This window comes from Pseudomonas sp. NCHU5216, from assembly GCF_052156495.1.
Taxonomy (GTDB): Bacteria; Pseudomonadota; Gammaproteobacteria; order Pseudomonadales; family Pseudomonadaceae; genus Aquipseudomonas.
On the sequence record NZ_JBQLIX010000017.1, the window covers coordinates 81,708 to 98,951 of the forward strand.

Genomic DNA, 17,244 nt, shown 5'->3' on the forward strand with positions numbered 1-17,244 from the left:
AACAGATGAATTACGAAATCTTCCTTGCCATCGGCATGTTCACCGCCATCGTGCTCGCGCTGGTGCTGATCATTCTCGCGGCGCGCGCCAAGCTGGTCTCCAGCGGTGACGTGAGCATCGAGATCAATGGCGAAAAAACCATCGTGGTACCGGCCGGCGGCAAGCTGCTGCAAACCCTGGCCGCCAACAACATCTTCCTGTCCTCGGCCTGTGGCGGCGGTGGCACCTGCGCTCAGTGCAAGTGCATCGTGGAAAGCGGCGGCGGCGAGATGCTGTCCACCGAAGAGTCGCACTTCACCAAGCGCGAGGCCCGCGAGGGCTGGCGCCTGTCCTGCCAGACCGCGGTCAAGCAGGACATGAAGATCGAGGTGCCGGAAGAAGTCTTCGGCGTGAAGAAGTGGGAGTGCACCGTCGAGTCCAACCCCAACGTGGCCACCTTCATCAAGGAACTGACCCTGCGTCTGCCCGAGGGTGAGAACGTCAACTTCCGCGCCGGTGGTTACGTGCAGTTGGAATGCCCGCCGCACACCGTGCACTACAAGGACTTCGACATTCAGCCCGAGTACCGCGGCGACTGGGACAAGTTCGACCAGTGGAAGTACGTGTCCACGGTGGATGAAACCACCATCCGTGCCTACTCCATGGCCAACTACCCGGAAGAGCAGGGCATCGTCAAATTCAACATCCGTATCGCCTCGCCACCTCCCGGCAAGGACCACCTGCCGCCGGGCAAGATGTCGTCCTGGGTGTTCAGCCTCAAGCCGGGCGACAAGGTCACCGTGTACGGGCCCTTCGGTGAGTTCTTCGCCAAGGACACCGATGCCGAGATGGTCTTCATCGGCGGTGGTGCCGGCATGGCGCCGATGCGTTCGCACATCTTCGACCAGCTCAAGCGCCTCAAGTCCCAGCGCAAGATCAGCTTCTGGTACGGCGCGCGTTCGCTGCGCGAGGCCTTCTACGTCGAGGAATACGATCAGCTGCAGGCCGAGAACCCGAACTTCCAGTGGCACCTGGCGCTCTCCGACCCGCTGCCAGAAGACAACTGGACCGGCCTGAAAGGCTTCATCCACAACGTGCTGTACGAGAACTACCTCAAGACCCACAAGGCCCCCGAGGATTGCGAGTTCTACATGTGTGGCCCGCCCATGATGAACGCCGCGGTGATCAAGATGCTCACCGACCTGGGTGTCGAGCCGGAGAACATCCTCCTCGACGACTTCGGCGGTTAAGCATGAAGTCTGCTGTATTTCAGCCCGTTATCGCTGTCGCCCTGGCGGCAGCCCTAACGGGCTGCTTGCATTCTGAGCGTGTCGAAGAGTTCGGCGGCCCGACCATGGGCAGCACCTATTCGGTCAAGTACGTGCGCAGCGAAGGCGTGGCGCCACAAGCCGAGATCAAGGCGGCCACCGAGGCGATCCTCGCCGAGATCGACCAGCAGATGTCCACCTACCGGGATGACTCGCTGATCGAGCGCTTCAACCAGGCGCCAGCCGGTACCTGCCAGGCCATGCCCGAGGGCGTGCTGGAACTGGTACGAGCCGGCAATCGCCTGCACGAGGAAAGCCAGGGCGCCTTCGACCTGACCCTCGAACCCTTGCTCGACCTCTGGGGCTTCGGCCCGCGCGGCAAGGGCGAGGCGGTGCCGAGCGCCGAGCAACTGGCCGAGGTACGCCAGCGTGTCGGCCAGCAGCACCTGCATATCGAGGGTGAGCAACTGTGCAAGGACGCCGACGTGCAGGTCGACTTCAACAGCATCGCCGCTGGCTATGCGGTGGATCGCATCGTCGCCCGTCTCGGCGAGCTGGGTGTCACCAGCTATCTGGTGGAGGCCACGGGCGAACTCAAGGCCGCCGGGCTCAAGCCCGATGGCAAGCACTGGCGTATCGGCCTGGAAGCACCGCGCGACGACGAGCGTGTGGCGCAGCGCATTCTGCAACTCGATGGCTACGGTATCTCCACCTCGGGTGATTACCGCAACTATTTCGAGGAGAATGGCCAGCGCTACTCGCACACGTTCGACGCCTTGAGTGGGCGCCCCGTGCGCCACAAGCTGGCGGCTGTCACCGTGGCCGATCCATCGACCTTGCGCGCCGATGGCTTGTCTACTCTGTTGATGGTGCTCGGGCCGGAGGCCGGCATGGCCTTCGCCGAGCGTAACGGGATTGCCGCGTTCTTCGTGACGCGAGAGGGCAAGGGCTTCGTCACACAAGGCACGAGCCGATTCGAGCAGCTATTCGCTGCGGGAGATGAGCAATGACTTTTCTGGTGGCATTTCTGGCCATGATCCTGGTCGTCGGCATGATGGCCATTGGCGTGATCATGGGGCGCAAGCCCATCGCCGGTTCTTGCGGTGGCATCGCCAACCTGGGTATCGAGAAGGAGTGCTCGATCTGTGGTGGCAGCCGCGAGAAGTGCGAAGAGGTGAACCGCGACAAGAACGAAGCGCCGCGTACCGATCTCGCTTACGACGCCAGCAAGCGCTGAGTGCAAGCGAAGCATTGAACGATAGCCGGCCCCACTATCCGGGGCCGGCCCTGCCGAGGGTGCGCCACAAGCGCTCCGGCCTGATCTGAAGGAGTAAACATGGCGGTCTACAACTACGATGTGGTGGTGCTGGGCTCGGGCCCGGCGGGCGAGGGCGCGGCGATGAACGCGGCCAAGGCCGGGCGCAAGGTGGCCGTGGTGGACAACCGTCCGCTGGTCGGCGGCAACTGCACTCACCTGGGCACCATCCCGTCCAAGGCGCTGCGCCACTCGGTGCGGCAGATCATGCAGTTCAACACCAACCCGATGTTCCGCCAGATCGGTGAGCCGCGCTGGTTCTCCTTCCCCGACGTACTCAAGAGCGCCGAGAAGGTCATCGCCAAACAGGTGACTTCGCGCACCGGCTACTACGCGCGCAACCGCATCGACACCTATTTTGGCACCGCCAGCTTCGCCGACGAGCAGACCGTCGAAGTGGTCTGCCTCAATGGCGTGGTGGAGAAGCTGGTGGCCAAGCAGTTCGTCATTGCCACCGGCTCCCGTCCCTATCGCCCTGCCGATGTCGACTTCAGCCACCCGCGCATCTACGACAGCGACACCATCCTCAGTCTCGGCCACACGCCGCGCCGCCTGATCATCTACGGTGCCGGCGTGATCGGCAGCGAGTACGCCTCGATCTTCAGTGGTCTGGGTGTGCTGGTGGATCTGATCGACAACCGCGATCAGTTGCTCAGCTTCCTCGACGACGAGATCTCCGATGCCTTGAGCTACCACCTGCGCAACAACAACGTGCTGATTCGTCACAACGAGGAGTACGAGCGCATCGAAGGCCTGGAGAACGGTGTCATCCTGCACCTGAAGTCGGGCAAGAAGATCAAGGCAGACGCCCTGCTGTGGTGTAACGGCCGCACCGGCAACACCGACAAGCTGGGCCTGGAGAACATCGGCATCGCGGTCAACAGCCGTGGCCAGATCCAGGTGGACGAGTTCTATCGCACCGAGGTCAGCAACGTTTACGCCGCCGGTGACGTGATCGGCTGGCCGAGCCTGGCCAGTGCCGCCTCCGACCAGGGCCGTTCCGCTGCCGGCAGTATCGTCGACAACGGTAGCTGGCGCTTCGTCGATGACGTGCCCACCGGCATCTACACCATCCCGGAGATCAGCTCGATCGGCAAGAACGAGCGTGAGCTGACCCAGGCCAAGATCCCCTACGAAGTGGGCAAGGCCTTCTTCAAGGGCATGGCCCGTGCGCAGATCTCGGTAGAGCCAGTGGGCATGCTGAAGATCCTCTTCCACCGCGAGACCCTGGAAGTGCTCGGCGTGCACTGCTTCGGCTACCAGGCTTCGGAGATCGTGCATATCGGCCAGGCGATCATGAACCAGAAGGGCGAGGCCAACACGGTCAAGTACTTCATCAACACCACCTTCAACTACCCGACCATGGCCGAGGCCTATCGGGTAGCGGCGTTCGACGGCCTCAACCGGCTTTTTTGAGCGGCTCCGGCCGGCGGCCTGAGCCGGTCGGGGAGGTGGGCTGGGAGCAGGCTTGCGACTGGCGCTGGCCGAATCGGGAGAGCTTCTAGCGTCTCAGGCTGCAGCAACGACAAAACCGGCCTCGCGCCGGTTTTGTCGTTATGGGCGGTTGTATGGGTAGCCCGGATGCAATCCGGGAGTTCGGGTGCAGGCATCCCCGGATTGCATCCGGGCTACGTGGCGGCTGGTTACGTTGTAGGGTGCGCTGCGCGCACCAGGGCTATCGACGGAGCTGGCTCCGAGCCGAGTGCTGGTGCGCAGGGCGCACCCTACGAGGTTCAACCGCGCAACGTCTGCACCGCGAGGCCGGGGAAGTCGGTGATGATGCTGTCGACACCGAAGTCGGCGAGGCGACGCATCAGGGCCGGTTCATTGACCGTCCATACCGAGACGTGCAGGCCTTGCTTCTGCGCCTTGAGCAGGCGCTCCGGGGTGCACCGCGTCCAGTTCAGTCGTAGCCCGGATGCAATCCGGGAGCTTGGGTGCAGGCTTCCCCGGATTGCATCCGGGCTACGTGGTTTCCGCTGCAGGCGCGAGTTCGTAGGGTGCGCTGCGCGCACCAGGGCTATCGACGGAGCAGGCTCCGAGCCGAGTGCTGGTGCGCAGGGCGCACCCTACGAGGTTCAACCGCGCAGCGTCTGCACCGCCAGGCCAGGGAAGTCGGTGATGATGCTGTCGACGCCGAAGTCAGCGAGGCGGCGCATCAGGGCCGGTTCATTGACCGTCCATACCGAGACGTGCAGCCCTTGCTTCTGCGCCTTGAGCAGGCGCTCCGGGGTGCACAGCGTCCAGTTCAGCGCCAGCAGGTGACAGTCGTAGTGCGCCGCCACCTTGAGCGGGTCGAGCCAGGCGTATTCGGCGACCAGGCCCAGTTGCAGGTGCGGCGTCAGTTCGCGCGCGGCCTTGAGCACCTCACGCGAGCTGGAGGTGATGCTGATGCGCTCCTGCAGGCCATGTTGCTCGGCCAGCTCGGCAATGGCCAGCACGGTGCGCGCCGCGCGAACCTTCGAGGCGCTTTTCACCTCCAGTTGCCAGTGCTCGAATGGGCACTGCTCGAACAGCGTGCGCAGGCGTGGAATGGGGCAGGGGCGTACCCAGCCGGGGCCGCCCTGGCGAGCGTCGTAGCCTTCCAGGTCGTCGGCGTCGTGCTCGACCACCTTGCCGCGCTGGCCGGTGGTGCGTTTGAGGGTCGGGTCATGAATCACCATCAGCTCGCCGTCACGGGAGAGATGCAGATCCAGCTCACAGCGTTTGACGCCGTGCTCCAGGCAACGCTGGAAGCTGACCAGGGTGTTTTCCGGGGCTTCGCCCTTGGCGCCGCGATGGCCGTAGATGAGGGTCACTGTTGCTCCTTGGCGGGGTGACGTGGCTGATGGTGACGCACGCTGTCGATGACATGTTCGTACTCGAAATAGACGCTGAAATCGCGGTAGTCCCAGCGCGTGATCGGCGGCTTGCCGACCGGCGCGTGTTCCTCATCGGCGAGGCCGAAACGCTCCAGCACCGCACGCTGTGACTCGCCCTTGTGCGGCAGGTTCTGCGTGTCGATATCGGCACCCTGGCTGCCGATGGGAATGATCAGGGTCTCGGCGAGCAGGGCGCCGGGTATGAGCAGGGAGATCAGCAGAGCGAGGCGGTGCATGCTGGGGCTTCCTCGACGGGGGTCATTCGCGGGCCTGGCGCCGTTCCAGCGCCTGTTTCTGCAGGATGTGGCGGGCCAGCAACTGGCGCTGGGCATCGGTCAGTGCCTCGAACTCGGTACCGATCTCGTACTGGCCATCGGCGCGCTGGCTGCAGTGCACCACCTGCGCGCGCAGCAGCAGGCCGAGTGCCTGCGGCATCAGCACCATCTTGATCGCCAGATGGCTGCCGGGCGAGACAGGGTTCAGGTTGTTGAAGCTGATACCACCCTCGGACAGCGACACGCGCCGAGCCGAGCCGATGTCACGCAACAGGCTCTGGGCCATGGCCTGGCCGAGCAGGTCGATGCGCTTGTTGATCACCTTGAGGTAGTTGGCCAGGGTGCGGTCGCGCTCGCTGATATGGCGCAGCAGGTGCTGCGACTCGAAGTCCAGCAGGTGCAGGTCGCTGAGCAGGTTGAACAGCGGAGAGGCATCGTGAAGCACGTCGCTGGACTGGGCTTCGGCACCGGAAAGCAGGTTGAATTCCAGTGCGATCGTATCCTCGATACGGTAGTATTCGCGGCGATCATCTACATCGTTGGTCGACATGGCGAACCCATGGCAGCAGTGGTGGTCAGAGAACTCGTTGACGATCCGGCCAGGGCCAGGTTCGCACTGGTTCTGAGTGTAAGGCCGCTGCTCGGGCCCCGCCACAAGGACGTTCCTCTTTCCCCCGAATCCTCCCCCGACATGTTCAAACCTCTGTTCGTCTTCATCGGTACGCGCTACACACGAGCCAAACGCCGTAACCACTTCGTTTCCTTCATTTCCCTGACCTCCATGCTCGGCCTCGCCCTGGGGGTGATGGTGATGATTCTGGTGCTGTCGGTGATGAATGGTTTCGACCACGAAATGCGTACCCGGGTGCTGGGCATGATCCCGCATGCCACGGTCGAATCGGCCACGCCGGTGAGCGACTGGCCGGCGCTGGAGCGCCAGGTCAGGCAGAATCCACGGGTGCTGGCGGTGGCGCCCTTCACCCAGATGCAGGGCCTGCTGACCCATGATGGCAAGGTGCAGAAGGTGCTGATCAACGCCATCGACCCGGAGCAGGAGCATAAGGTGTCGATCATCGACAACTTCCTGCGCGAAGGCGATCTGGCGAGCCTGGCGCCTGGCGAGTTCGCCATGATCATCGGCGACAAGGCCGCGACCAAGTTGGGCGTGAAGGTCGGCGACAAGGTCACTTTCGTCGCCCCCGAGGTCACCGTGACCCCGGCCGGCATGTTCCCGCGCCTGAAGCGCTTCACCATCAGCGGCATCTTCCATGTCGGTGCTGGCGAGATCGACGGCGGCCTGGCCCTGGCCAACATCAGTGACCTGGCACGCCTGAAACGCTGGCAACCTGATCAGGTGCAGGGGCTGCGTCTGAAGTTCGATGACCTGTTCCAGGCCCCGCGTGCGGCCTGGGAAATCGCCCAGCGCCTGGATGGCGATTTCTACGCCCGCGACTGGACGCGCACCCATGGCAACCTGTACCAGGCCATCCGCATGGAGAAGACCATGATCGGCCTGCTGCTGTTGCTGATCGTCGCCGTGGCTGCGTTCAACATCATCTCCACCCTGGTGATGGTGGTGAACGATAAGAAGGGCGATATCGCCATTCTGCGTACCCTGGGCGCCACGCCCCGGCAGATCATGGCCATCTTCATGGTGCAGGGCACGGTGATCGGCGTGGTCGGCACCCTGATCGGCGCCGTGCTGGGCATTCTCGCCGCGCTCAACGTCAGCGCCCTGATCGCCAGCATCGAACACCTGCTGGGCATCAAGTTCCTCAATGCCGACGTCTATTTCATCGATTACCTGCCGTCGCAACTGCAGTCTGCCGACGTCATCATGGTCTGCAGCGCCGCCCTGTTCCTGAGTTTCTTCGCCACCCTGTATCCCGCCTGGCGCGCTTCGCGTACCCAGCCTGCCGAGGCCCTGCGTTATGAGTGAATCCATGAACCCGAACGCCATGAAACAGCACAATGCCGTGCTCAGTTGCCGCAACCTGAGCAAGCGTTACGACGAAGGCCCCGAGTCGGTGGTGGTGCTCGATGGCCTGGAACTGGAGCTTTTCCCCGGCGAGCGGGTGGCCATCGTCGGCAGCTCCGGTTCGGGCAAGAGCACCTTGCTGAACATGCTCGGTGGCCTGGATACACCCAGCGAGGGCAGCGTGTGGCTGGCCGGTGAGCAGCTTTCCGCGCTCAGCGAAACTGCCCGTGGTCTGCTGCGTAACCGCGCGCTGGGTTTCGTTTACCAGTTCCACCACCTGCTGGCCGAGTTTACCGCCCTGGAAAATGCCTGCATGCCGCTGCTGATCGGCAAGACGCCGATCCCCGAGGCGCGCCAGCGCGCCACCGCGCTGCTGCAGCGGGTTGGCCTCGGTCACCGCCTCGATCACAAGCCGGCCGAGCTGTCCGGCGGCGAGCGTCAGCGCGTGGCCATTGCCCGCGCCCTGGTCAACCGTCCGGGCCTGGTGCTGCTCGACGAGCCTACCGGCAACCTCGACCAGCACACCGCCGAAGGCATCCAGGAGCTGATGCGCGAACTCAGCCAGGATTCCAACACCGCCTTCCTGGTGGTGACCCACGACATGCAGCTGGCGCGGCAGATGGATCGCGTGCTGAGCCTGCAGGACGGCAAGCTGGTGGCCATCTGATGTTTCGTCCGCTGAGTCTGTTCATCGGCACCCGCTACACGCGGGCCAAGCGCCGCAATCACTTCATCTCCTTCATTTCGCTGACCTCGATGATCGGCCTGGCGCTCGGCGTGCTGGCGATGATCGTGGTGCTGTCGGTGATGAATGGCTTCCAGAAGGAAATGAGCACGCGCATCCTCGGCATGGTGCCGCACGCCATGCTCTATGGCGCCGAGCCGGTGGCCGACTGGCGTGCCCTGGCCGCCAAGGCCATGGCCAACCCGCAGGTCGTGGCTGCGGCTCCTTATGCCGAGCTGGAGGGCATGCTCTCGCACCGTGGCGTGATGCAGCCGATCCAGATTCATGGCATCGACCCGGCCGAGGAGGCCAAGGTGTCGATCCTGCCCGAGCATATCCGCCAGGGCAGCCTGAACAATCTGCAGCCGGGTGAGTTCGGCGTGGTCATCGGCGACATCACCGCGCGCCGCTTCGGCCTGCAGGTGGGCGACAAGCTGACCCTGATCATCCCCGAGCTGAGCAACGCCCCGGGTGGTGTCACGCCGCGCATGCAGCGCCTGAACGTGGCGGCGATCTTCAAGGTGGGCGCCGAGCTGGACAGTTCGCTGGCGCTGATCAACGTCGCCGACGCCGCTGCCATGCAGCGTCTGCCGGAGGGCACCGTGCCGGGCATTCGCCTGGCGTTGAAGGATCTGTATCAGGCGCCGCAGGTGTCCAAGGCCCTGGTGGCCGAGCTGGGCGCCGGCTACCGTGCCGATGACTGGACGCACACCCAGGGCAGCCTGTTCAGCGCGATGAAGATGGAGAAGACCATGATCGGCCTGCTGCTGCTGTTGATCGTCGCGGTGGCGGCCTTCAACATCATCGCCACGCTGATCATGGTGGTGTCCGACAAGGGCGGTGACATCGCCATCCTGCGCACCCTGGGCGCCACGCCGCGGCAGATCATGGCCATCTTCATGGTGCAGGGCTCGGTGATCGGCCTGGTCGGTACCCTGATCGGCGCGGTGCTGGGTGTGCTCGCCGCACTCAATGTCAGCGCTCTGGTGGCTTGGTTGGAGTCCTTCGCCGGTGAGCGGGTACTGAGCTCCGACGTCTACTTCATCAACAGCCTACCGTCGGATCTGCAATGGCTGGACGTGGCGCTGATCTGCTCGGCGGCGCTGATCCTCAGCTTCCTGGCCACGCTCTATCCCTCCTGGCGTGCGGCGCAGGTACAGCCAGCCGAAGCGTTGCGCTACGAATGAAGCGGCAAGCGGCAAGCGGCAAGCGGCAAGCCACAAGCTGCAAGTGGATGGTGCTTTACTTGCCGCTTGAAGCTTGCCGCTTATAACTGCTTTTGCCTACTCTGCTGGCGCTTGCGCCAGCTACGCTGTACCCACCAGCGCCAATAGAGCATGGTCAGGCAGTAGCCGAGTAGGGCCAGCACCACGGCGGTGACGAAGGAGCCCAGGTACAGGGGTTTCCACAAGGTGGCCAGCTCGGCGGTGAACCATTCCAGGCTCAGGTGCGAGGGCATGCGCATCGATGGCGTGTTGCTCAGCCAGGCGCCGAACTTGTAGGTGCAATAGAAGATCGGCGGCATGGTGATGGGGTTGGTCAGCCACACCAGGCCAATGGAAATCGGCAGGTTGGCGCGCAAGGGGATGGCCACGGCCGCCGCCGCCACCATCTGCATGGGCATGGGAATCAGCGCCCAGAACAGGCCGATGGCCATGGCGCGTGCCACGCAATGGCGATTCAGGTGCCAGAGATTGGGGTCATGAATCAGCGTACCGAGAAAGCGCAAGGACTTGCTGGTCTTGATACTTTCCGGCGAGGGCATGTAGCGTTTGAATAGACGGCGCGGCATGAAGGGTCTCTGACGATCACGAGCCGTGTCATTATGCCCGCACTCAGGGACGATGGTCTGAAGATATTGTGACCACTTGCCACGAGGGAATGGCGATGCGCGCAGGGATGCTGGCGTTGGCCGCAGGATTGCTGGCCTTGTCCTTTCTACCGGCCTTGCCGTCGACGGAACTGCTGCTGGCAGCGTTCGGCGTCGGTACTCTGCTGCTGTTTTCCCGTCTTTACCCGTTGGGCTTCTTCCTGCTCGGCCTGGCCTGGGCCTGCACCTCGGCGCAATGGGCGCTGGATGATCGCCTGGCACCCGAGCTCGATGGCCGCACGCTGTGGCTCGAAGGGCAGGTGGTGGGGCTGCCGGAGGTGGGCGAGGGCGTGATGCGTTTTCGCTTCGAGGGTGCTACTTCTCGGCGTGCACGACTGCCGCAACGCATGCGCCTGGCCTGGTATGGCGGACCGCAACTGCATGCTGGTGAGCGCTGGCGCCTGGCGGTCAACCTCAAGCGCCCGCAGGGGCTGGTCAACCCGCAGGGCTTCGATTACGAAGCCTGGTTGCTGGCCCAGCGTATCGGTGCCACCGGCACCATCAAGGCCGGGCGACGCCTGAGCCCAGCGCAAGGCCTGAGCAGTTGGCGCGATGCCCTGCGTCAGAGGCTGCTGGCCACGCCGGCAATGGATCGCGAGGGTGGCCTGGCAGCGCTGGTGCTGGGCGATGGCTCCGGGCTCAGCACGGCGGACTGGCGCCTCTTGCAGCACACCGGCACGGTGCACCTGATGGTCATATCCGGGCAGCACATCGCCTTGCTGGCCGGTTTTCTGTACGCCCTGGTGGCTGGCCTGGCGCGTCTCGGTTGGTGGCCCAGGCGCCTGCCCTGGTTGCCCTGTGCCTGCCTGCTGGCGCTGGCCGGCGCACTGTTCTATGGGCTGCTGGCGGGGTTCGAGGTGCCGGTCAGGCGCGCCTGCGTGATGGTGGCGCTGGTGCTGCTGTGGCGTCTGCGCTTTCGTCATCTGGGCGTGGGCTGGCCGCTGCTGATCGCCTTGTTGTTGGTGCTGATCCTCGAACCCCTGGCGGCGCTGCAACCAGGTTTCTGGCTGTCGTTCGCAGCGGTGGCGCTGTTGACCCTGATCTTCGGTGGTCGCCTTGGGCGCTGGGGCTGGTGGCAGGGCCTGACGCGCGCGCAATGGACCATGGCCATCGGCCTGCTGCCGATGATGCTGGCGCTGGGCCTGCCAGTGAGCATCAGCGGGCCGCTGGCCAATCTGCTCGCGGTGCCCTGGGTGAGCCTGCTGGTGGTGCCCCTGGCGCTGCTTGGCACCTTGCTGTTGCCAATCCCTGTCGTGGGTGGCGGGTTGTTGTGGCTGGCCGGGGCCGCGCTGCACCTGTTGTTCGTCATGCTGGGCTGGATCGCCGCCTGGTTGCCAGCCTGGCTGCCCAGCAGTCTGCCCGGGTGGGCCTGGTTGATGGCGCTCGGCGGGGCGTTGCTGATGCTCCTGCCAGCGGGCATTCCCCTGCGTTTGCCGGGTATCGCCTTGCTCCTGCCGGCATTGCTGTTGCCTGCGGAGAAGTTGCCGGCGGGGCGGGCCGAGGTCTGGCTGTTCGATGTCGGCCAGGGGTTGTCGGTGCTGGTGCGCACCCGTGAGCACAGCCTGCTCTACGATGCCGGGCCTCGTTTTGGTGATTTCGACGTCGGCGAGCGGGTGGTGCTGCCCTCTCTGCGCACACTGAATGTCTCGCGCCTCGATCTGTTGCTGCTCAGCCATGCTGACAGCGATCATGCCGGTGGCGCCGAGGCGATCCTGGCTGGCCTGCCGGTGGCGCGCCTGGTCAGTGGCGAGCCCCAGCGCCGCCCGTTGCCCAGGCCGGCCGAGCCCTGCCAGAGCGGTGAGCGTTGGCAGTGGGATGGGGTGCGCTTTGCGACCTGGCAGTGGGCGCAGGGCGAGACGGGTAACCAGCGTTCCTGCGTGCTGTTGATAGATGCGCAGGGGGAACGTCTGCTGCTGACCGGTGATATCGATGCAGCGGCCGAGGCGGCGCTGCTGGCCAGTGACCTGCCGCGCCCGGTGCAGTGGTTGCTGGCACCGCACCACGGCAGTCGCAGCTCATCGAGCCAGGCCCTGGTCGAAGGTCTGGCGCCACGGCATGCCTTGATCGTGCGCGGGCGCCACAATCATTTCGGCCACCCGCACCCCCAGGTGCTGGCGCGCTATCGGCAGATTGGCGCGCAGGTACACGACACGGCCATCAGCGGTGCGCTGCAACTGACATTGGGCGCGCATGGCAGGGTGCGCGGAGAGCGTGAAAAGCCTCGCTTCTGGCGGGATGGCCGAGAGCCGCGGCTGTGACGAAACGCCCACAGACCCTTTGAACCCTATGCTAGAGTGGCGCGACTTTTTCGAGGGGGATTCACTACCGTGTGGGAACTGGTCAAAGCTGGCGGCTGGATGATGCTGCCGATCATTCTCTGCTCCATCGCCGCTGCCGGCATCATCGCCGAGCGCCTCTGGACCCTGCGGCCCGCCCGCGTCACTCCGGCCAATCTGCTGGCCCAGGTGTGGCGCTGGATCAAGGACAAGAAGCTGAACAACCAGAAACTCAAGGAACTGCGCGAGCACTCGCCGCTGGGGCAGATCCTCGCCGCTGGCCTGGCCAACTCCAAGCATGGCCGCGAGGTCATGAAAGAGTGCATCGAGGAGGCCGCCGCCCGCGTCATCCATGAGCTGGAGCGCTACCTCAACGCCCTCGGCACCATCGCCGGCATCGCCCCGTTGCTCGGCCTGCTCGGCACCGTGCTGGGCATGATCGACATTTTCAGCTCCTTCATGGGCAATGGCACCGGCAATGCGGCGATCCTCGCCGGCGGTATCTCCAAGGCCCTGATCACCACCGCTTCGGGGCTGTTCGTGGCGATTCCGGCGCTGTTCTTCCACCGCTATCTGCAGCGCCGCGTCGACGAGCTGGTGGTGGGCATGGAGCAGGAGGCGATCAAACTGGTGGAAATGGTGCAGGGTGATCGCGACGTCGACCTGGGCGAGGACAAGGCGTGAAATTCCGGCGCAAACCGCGGGAGAACGTCGAGATCAACCTGGCCTCGTTGATCGACGTGGTGTTCATCCTGCTGCTGTTCTTCGTGGTCACCACCACCTTCACCCGTGAGACCCAGCTCAAGGTCGACCTGCCCGAGGCCGCCAGCGGTACGCCGCCGGAGCAGACCGAGCTCAAGCAGATCGAGGTGCTGATCGGCGCCGATGGCAGCTATTCGGTCAACGGCAAGGCGCTGATGGAAAGCAATCTGAAGAATCTGATGGCCGCCATGCAGAAGGAATCCGACGGTGACAACAGTCTGCCGCTGATCATCAGCGCCGACGGCAAGACCCCGCACCAGGCGGTGATCACCGCCATGGACGCGGCCGGCGAGCTGGGCTTCGCGCACCTGCGCATGACCACGGTGGAAGCGCAGGAAGCTCCCTGAGTGAGCGTCGCTGACCGTCTGCTCGAGGCCTGGTATCGCGGCCACCCGGCGCTGGCGCTGCTGCGCCCGCTGGAGTGCCTGTATCGCCGCGTGGTGCAGGGCAAACGTGCGCGCTTCCTGGCCGGGGAGGGCGACATCTATCGCGCGCCGGTGCCGGTGCTGGTGGTGGGCAACATCACCGTCGGCGGCACCGGCAAGACGCCGCTGATCCTCTTCCTTATCGAACACTGCCGCGCTCGCGGCCTCAAGGTCGGCGTGGTCAGCCGGGGTTATGGCGCCACGCCGCCTAGCCTGCCCTGGCGCGTGCGTGCCGAGCAGCCGGCCACGCAGGCCGGTGACGAGCCGCTGCTGATCGTCCAGCGCACGGGCGTGCCCTTGATGATCGACCCGGATCGCAGCCGCGCAGTGCGCGCGCTGCTGGCCGAAGAGGCGCTGGATCTGATCCTCTGCGACGACGGCCTGCAGCACTACCGCCTGGCGCGCGACCTGGAACTGGTGCTGATCGATGCCGCCCGTGGCCTGGGCAACCGCCGCTGCCTGCCGGCCGGGCCGCTGCGTGAGCCGGCCGAGCGCCTGGATGAGGTAGACGCCGTGCTGTTCAATGGCGCCGAGTCAGATCGCCCCGATGGATTTGCCTTCCGCCTGCAACCTTCGGCATTGGTCAACCTGGCCAGTGGCGAGCGGGTAGGGCTCGAGCATTTCCCGGCCGGGCAGACCGTGCATGCGGTGGCGGGTATCGGCAACCCGCAGCGTTTCTTCAATACCCTCGAAGCGCTAAACTGGCGCCCGGTTCCGCACCCCTTCGCCGACCACGCCCAGTACGATGCCGCGCAGCTCGCTTTCGAGCCGCCGCTGCCGCTGCTGATGACCGAGAAGGATGCGGTGAAATGCCGGGCCTTCGCCGCCGCCGACTGGTGGTACCTGGCCGTCGATGCCGTGCCCACGGCGGCCTTCGTCGACTGGCTGGACAAGGCGTTGGCCCGCCTCATACCGGGGTCTCGATGACCCCAGCAAGGACTCCATCATGGACCCGAAACTGCTCGACATTCTCGCCTGCCCGATCTGCAAGGGCCCGCTGCAGCTTTCCGAAGACAAGACCGAACTGATCAGCAAGGGCGCCGGCGTGGCTTACCCGATCCGCGACGGCATCCCGGTGATGCTGGAGAGCGAAGCCCGCACCCTGACCACCGACGAGCGTCTGGACAAGTAAATGAGCGCAGCCTTCACCGTCGTCATCCCCGCCCGATACGCCTCCACCCGCCTGCCCGGCAAGCCGCTGCAGGACATCGCCGGCAAGCCCATGGTGCAGCACGTCTGGGAACAGGCGCAGAAGAGCTCGGCCAGCCGCGTGGTGATCGCCACCGACGATGCACGCATCGTCGAGGCTTGCCAGGGCTTCGGTGCCGAGGTGCTGCTGACCCGCGAGGATCACAATTCCGGCACCGACCGCCTGGCCGAAGTCGCCACTCAGCTTGGTTTGCCGGCCGATGCCATCGTGGTCAACGTGCAGGGCGACGAGCCCTTGATTCCGCCGGCCATCATCGATCAGGTCGCGGCCAACCTGGCGGCCAATCCGCAGGCAGGTATCGCCACCCTGGCCGAGCCCATCGACGACGTTGCCGCGCTGTTCAACCCCAACGTGGTCAAGGTGGTGGCCGACAAGAACGGCCTGGCCCTGACCTTCAGCCGCGCGCCGCTGGCCTGGGCGCGCGATGCCTTCGCCAAGAGCCGCGAGGTGTTGCCGGCTGGCGTGCCTTATCGCCGCCATATCGGCATCTACGCCTACCGCGCCGGCTTTCTGCACGATTTCGTTGCCTGGGGCCCGTGCTGGCTGGAAGACACCGAGTGCCTGGAGCAACTGCGGGCGCTGTACAACGGTGTGCGTATTCATGTCGCCGATGCGCTGGAGGCGCCGGCAGCCGGTGTCGATACCGCTGAAGACCTGGAGCGGGTACGCCGCCTGTTGGGGGCCTGATGAAGGTTCTGTTCGTTTGCCTGGGCAATATCTGCCGTTCGCCCACCGCCGAAGGCGTGCTGCGCCACAAGCTGCACGCGGCGGGGCTGGAGGATCGGGTACAGGTGGATTCCGCTGGCACTGGCGACTGGCACGTGGGCAAGGCGCCGGACGGTCGCACCCGCCAGGCCGCGCTGCGCCGTGGCTATGACCTGTCGGCGCAGCGCGCGCGCCAGGTGGAGGCAGCAGACTTTCAGCGCTTCGACCTGATCCTGGCCATGGACAAGAGCAACCTGCGCAACCTCGAGGCCCTGCGCCCGGGGGATGCTCGCGCCGATCTCGACCTTTATCTGCGTCGCTATGAACTGGCCCTGGATGAAGTGCCCGATCCTTACTACGGCGGCGAAGACGGCTTCGAGCAGGTGCTGGATCTGATCGAACAGGCCAGTGATGCGCTGCTGGTGGAAATCAAGGGGCGTCTGTGAGCCTGAATCTGCAGAGCGACGTGTCGCTCAAGCCCTTCAACAGCTTCGGCGTCGAGGTATGCGCACGGCTGTTCGCCGAGGCCCATGACGATGCCGAGGTGCGTGAAGCCCTGACGCTCGCCGCACAGCGCGATCTGCCGCTGCTGGTGATCGGCGGCGGTAGCAACCTGCTGCTGACCGGCGATGTCGAGGCGCTGGTGCTGCGCATGGCCAGCCGTGGCATTCGCATTGTCGAAGACGACGGCGAGCAGGTGCTGGTGGAGGCCGAGGCCGGCGAGCCCTGGCACCCCTTCGTGCAGTGGAGCCTGGCCCAGGGCCTCAATGGCCTGGAAAACCTCAGCCTGATTCCCGGCACCGTCGGGGCCGCGCCGATGCAGAACATCGGCGCCTATGGCGTGGAGCTCAAGGATCTGTTCGTCAGCCTCACCGCGCTGGATCGGCAGAACGGCGAGCTGCGTGACTTCGGCCTGGAAGAATGCGCCTTCGCCTATCGCGACAGCCTGTTCAAGCGCGAAGCCGGGCGCTGGCTGATCCTGCGCGTGCGCCTGCGCTTGAGTCGCACGCCGACCTTGCGTCTGGACTACGGGCCGGTGCGCCAGCGTCTGCTGGACATGGATATCGACGTGCCCAGCGCCAGCGAGGTCAGCCAGGCGATCTGCGCCATTCGCAGCGAAAAGCTGCCGGACCCGGCCGAGCTGGGCAATGCCGGCAGTTTCTTCAAAAACCCGGTGGTGCCGTTCGAGCTGGCCGAGCGCATCCGCGCCGAGCATGCCGACCTGGTCAGCTACCCGGCGGGTGCCGGCCAGGTCAAGCTGGCTGCCGGCTGGCTGATCGAGCGGGCAGGGTGGAAGGGCTTCCGGGAAGGTGATGCCGGGGTGCATCGCCAGCAGGCGTTGGTGCTGGTCAACTACGGCGCGGCCAGCGGCGCGCAACTGCTGGAGCTGGCGCAGCGTATCCAGGCTGATGTGTTGGCGCGCTTCGGCGTCGAGCTGGAGATCGAGCCTAACGTGCTGTGAGCCCTGGACTGGCAAGTTTGTGTGTTGGTGTTCTGGACGCCGCTTTGGGTGTCTTCCGATATTCCGGGTTTCGCCCCCTCGGGCGACTCACTTTTCTTTGAAGTGCGCAAAGAAAAGTAAGCAAAAGAAACGCA

The 17,244-nt window shown here is 65.0% G+C and carries 19 protein-coding genes and 1 pseudogene; 15 read left to right on the top strand and 5 right to left on the bottom strand.

Features of this window, described 5'->3' with window-relative positions; translation table 11 throughout:
• The first annotated feature begins 5 nt into the window (after positions 1-5).
• The 4 genes from nqrF (at position 6) to sthA (ending at position 3,978) form a co-directional block, all read left to right on the top strand.
• Positions 6-1,229 (top strand): NADH:ubiquinone reductase (Na(+)-transporting) subunit F, encoded by a 1,224-nt coding sequence (nqrF, locus tag ACSVIK_RS14000; protein ID WP_442444890.1) that lies wholly within the window; start codon positions 6-8, stop codon positions 1,227-1,229.
• A 2-nt stretch (positions 1,230-1,231) separates the two neighbouring features.
• Entirely contained in the window at positions 1,232-2,257 is a 1,026-nt protein-coding gene (locus tag ACSVIK_RS14005) for an FAD:protein FMN transferase (RefSeq protein ID WP_442444891.1), read from the top strand.
• On the top strand, positions 2,254-2,484 hold the full coding sequence (gene nqrM / locus ACSVIK_RS14010; RefSeq protein ID WP_442444892.1) for a (Na+)-NQR maturation NqrM: 231 nt from the start codon (positions 2,254-2,256) through the stop codon (positions 2,482-2,484). The genes ACSVIK_RS14005 and nqrM overlap by 4 nt, the downstream gene beginning before the upstream one ends.
• 99 nt (positions 2,485-2,583) lie before the next feature.
• Positions 2,584-3,978, top strand: coding sequence for a Si-specific NAD(P)(+) transhydrogenase (gene sthA / locus ACSVIK_RS14015; RefSeq protein ID WP_442444893.1), 1,395 nt, complete (start codon positions 2,584-2,586; stop codon positions 3,976-3,978).
• A 317-nt stretch (positions 3,979-4,295) separates the two neighbouring features.
• On the opposite strand, the pseudogene ACSVIK_RS14020 reads toward sthA, so the two are convergent.
• The 4 genes and pseudogenes from ACSVIK_RS14020 to ACSVIK_RS14035 form a co-directional block, all read right to left on the bottom strand.
• Positions 4,296-4,475: pseudogene (locus ACSVIK_RS14020) on the bottom strand (glycerophosphodiester phosphodiesterase); the annotation flags it as partial.
• Positions 4,476-4,640: 165 nt separating this feature from the next.
• On the bottom strand, positions 4,641-5,360 hold the full coding sequence (locus ACSVIK_RS14025; protein ID WP_442444894.1) for a glycerophosphodiester phosphodiesterase: 720 nt from the start codon (positions 5,358-5,360) through the stop codon (positions 4,641-4,643).
• Complete coding sequence (locus ACSVIK_RS14030; protein ID WP_442444895.1) at positions 5,357-5,659, bottom strand: phosphodiesterase; 303 nt, start codon at positions 5,657-5,659, stop codon at positions 5,357-5,359. The genes ACSVIK_RS14025 and ACSVIK_RS14030 overlap by 4 nt, the downstream gene beginning before the upstream one ends.
• Before the next feature lie 22 nt (positions 5,660-5,681).
• On the bottom strand, positions 5,682-6,248 hold the full coding sequence (locus ACSVIK_RS14035) for a PilZ domain-containing protein (protein WP_442444896.1): 567 nt from the start codon (positions 6,246-6,248) through the stop codon (positions 5,682-5,684).
• 141 nt (positions 6,249-6,389) lie between these two features.
• Here ACSVIK_RS14035 and ACSVIK_RS14040 point away from each other — a divergent pair, with 141 nt between their 5' ends.
• Genes ACSVIK_RS14040 through ACSVIK_RS14050 form a run of 3 tightly spaced genes read left to right on the top strand, consistent with a single transcriptional unit; the run spans position 6,390 to position 9,587 of the window.
• Complete coding sequence (locus ACSVIK_RS14040; protein ID WP_442444897.1) at positions 6,390-7,637, top strand: lipoprotein-releasing ABC transporter permease subunit; 1,248 nt, start codon at positions 6,390-6,392, stop codon at positions 7,635-7,637.
• 19 nt (positions 7,638-7,656) lie between these two features.
• Entirely contained in the window at positions 7,657-8,343 is a 687-nt protein-coding gene (gene lolD, locus ACSVIK_RS14045) for a lipoprotein-releasing ABC transporter ATP-binding protein LolD (protein WP_442444910.1), read from the top strand.
• Positions 8,343-9,587 carry a lipoprotein-releasing ABC transporter permease subunit gene (locus tag ACSVIK_RS14050; protein ID WP_268183150.1) on the top strand — a complete coding sequence of 415 codons (1,245 nt, stop codon included), beginning with the start codon at positions 8,343-8,345 and terminating at the stop codon, positions 9,585-9,587. The genes lolD and ACSVIK_RS14050 overlap by 1 nt, the downstream gene beginning before the upstream one ends.
• 80 nt (positions 9,588-9,667) lie before the next feature.
• Here the strand turns inward: ACSVIK_RS14050 and ACSVIK_RS14055 are convergent, their stop codons facing one another.
• Positions 9,668-10,192 carry a DUF2062 domain-containing protein gene (locus tag ACSVIK_RS14055; RefSeq protein ID WP_442444898.1) on the bottom strand — a complete coding sequence of 175 codons (525 nt, stop codon included), beginning with the start codon at positions 10,190-10,192 and terminating at the stop codon, positions 9,668-9,670.
• A gap of 95 nt (positions 10,193-10,287) precedes the next feature.
• On the opposite strand from ACSVIK_RS14055, the gene ACSVIK_RS14060 reads away from it, so the two are divergent.
• The 8 genes from ACSVIK_RS14060 (at position 10,288) to murB (ending at position 17,110) form a co-directional block, all read left to right on the top strand.
• Positions 10,288-12,528, top strand: coding sequence for a DNA internalization-related competence protein ComEC/Rec2 (locus ACSVIK_RS14060; protein ID WP_442444899.1), 2,241 nt, complete (start codon positions 10,288-10,290; stop codon positions 12,526-12,528).
• A 69-nt stretch (positions 12,529-12,597) separates the two neighbouring features.
• Positions 12,598-13,230 (top strand): MotA/TolQ/ExbB proton channel family protein, encoded by a 633-nt coding sequence (locus tag ACSVIK_RS14065; RefSeq protein ID WP_442444900.1) that lies wholly within the window; start codon positions 12,598-12,600, stop codon positions 13,228-13,230.
• The gene (locus tag ACSVIK_RS14070) at positions 13,227-13,655 is read left to right on the top strand and encodes an ExbD/TolR family protein (protein ID WP_442444901.1); all 429 of its coding nucleotides are present in this window, start codon (positions 13,227-13,229) and stop codon (positions 13,653-13,655) included. The genes ACSVIK_RS14065 and ACSVIK_RS14070 overlap by 4 nt, the downstream gene beginning before the upstream one ends.
• Positions 13,656-14,660, top strand: coding sequence for a tetraacyldisaccharide 4'-kinase (gene lpxK / locus ACSVIK_RS14075; protein WP_442444902.1), 1,005 nt, complete (start codon positions 13,656-13,658; stop codon positions 14,658-14,660). It begins immediately after the preceding gene.
• A 19-nt stretch (positions 14,661-14,679) separates the two neighbouring features.
• Entirely contained in the window at positions 14,680-14,865 is a 186-nt protein-coding gene (locus tag ACSVIK_RS14080; protein ID WP_268183161.1) for a Trm112 family protein, read from the top strand.
• The gene (kdsB, locus tag ACSVIK_RS14085; RefSeq protein ID WP_442444903.1) at positions 14,866-15,630 is read left to right on the top strand and encodes a 3-deoxy-manno-octulosonate cytidylyltransferase; all 765 of its coding nucleotides are present in this window, start codon (positions 14,866-14,868) and stop codon (positions 15,628-15,630) included.
• The gene (locus ACSVIK_RS14090; protein ID WP_442444904.1) at positions 15,630-16,094 is read left to right on the top strand and encodes a low molecular weight protein-tyrosine-phosphatase; all 465 of its coding nucleotides are present in this window, start codon (positions 15,630-15,632) and stop codon (positions 16,092-16,094) included. The genes kdsB and ACSVIK_RS14090 overlap by 1 nt, the downstream gene beginning before the upstream one ends.
• A complete protein-coding gene (gene murB, locus ACSVIK_RS14095; protein WP_442444905.1) occupies positions 16,091-17,110 on the top strand; it encodes a UDP-N-acetylmuramate dehydrogenase in 1,020 nt (339 codons plus the stop codon). The genes ACSVIK_RS14090 and murB overlap by 4 nt, the downstream gene beginning before the upstream one ends.
• Positions 17,111-17,244 lie beyond the last annotated feature (134 nt).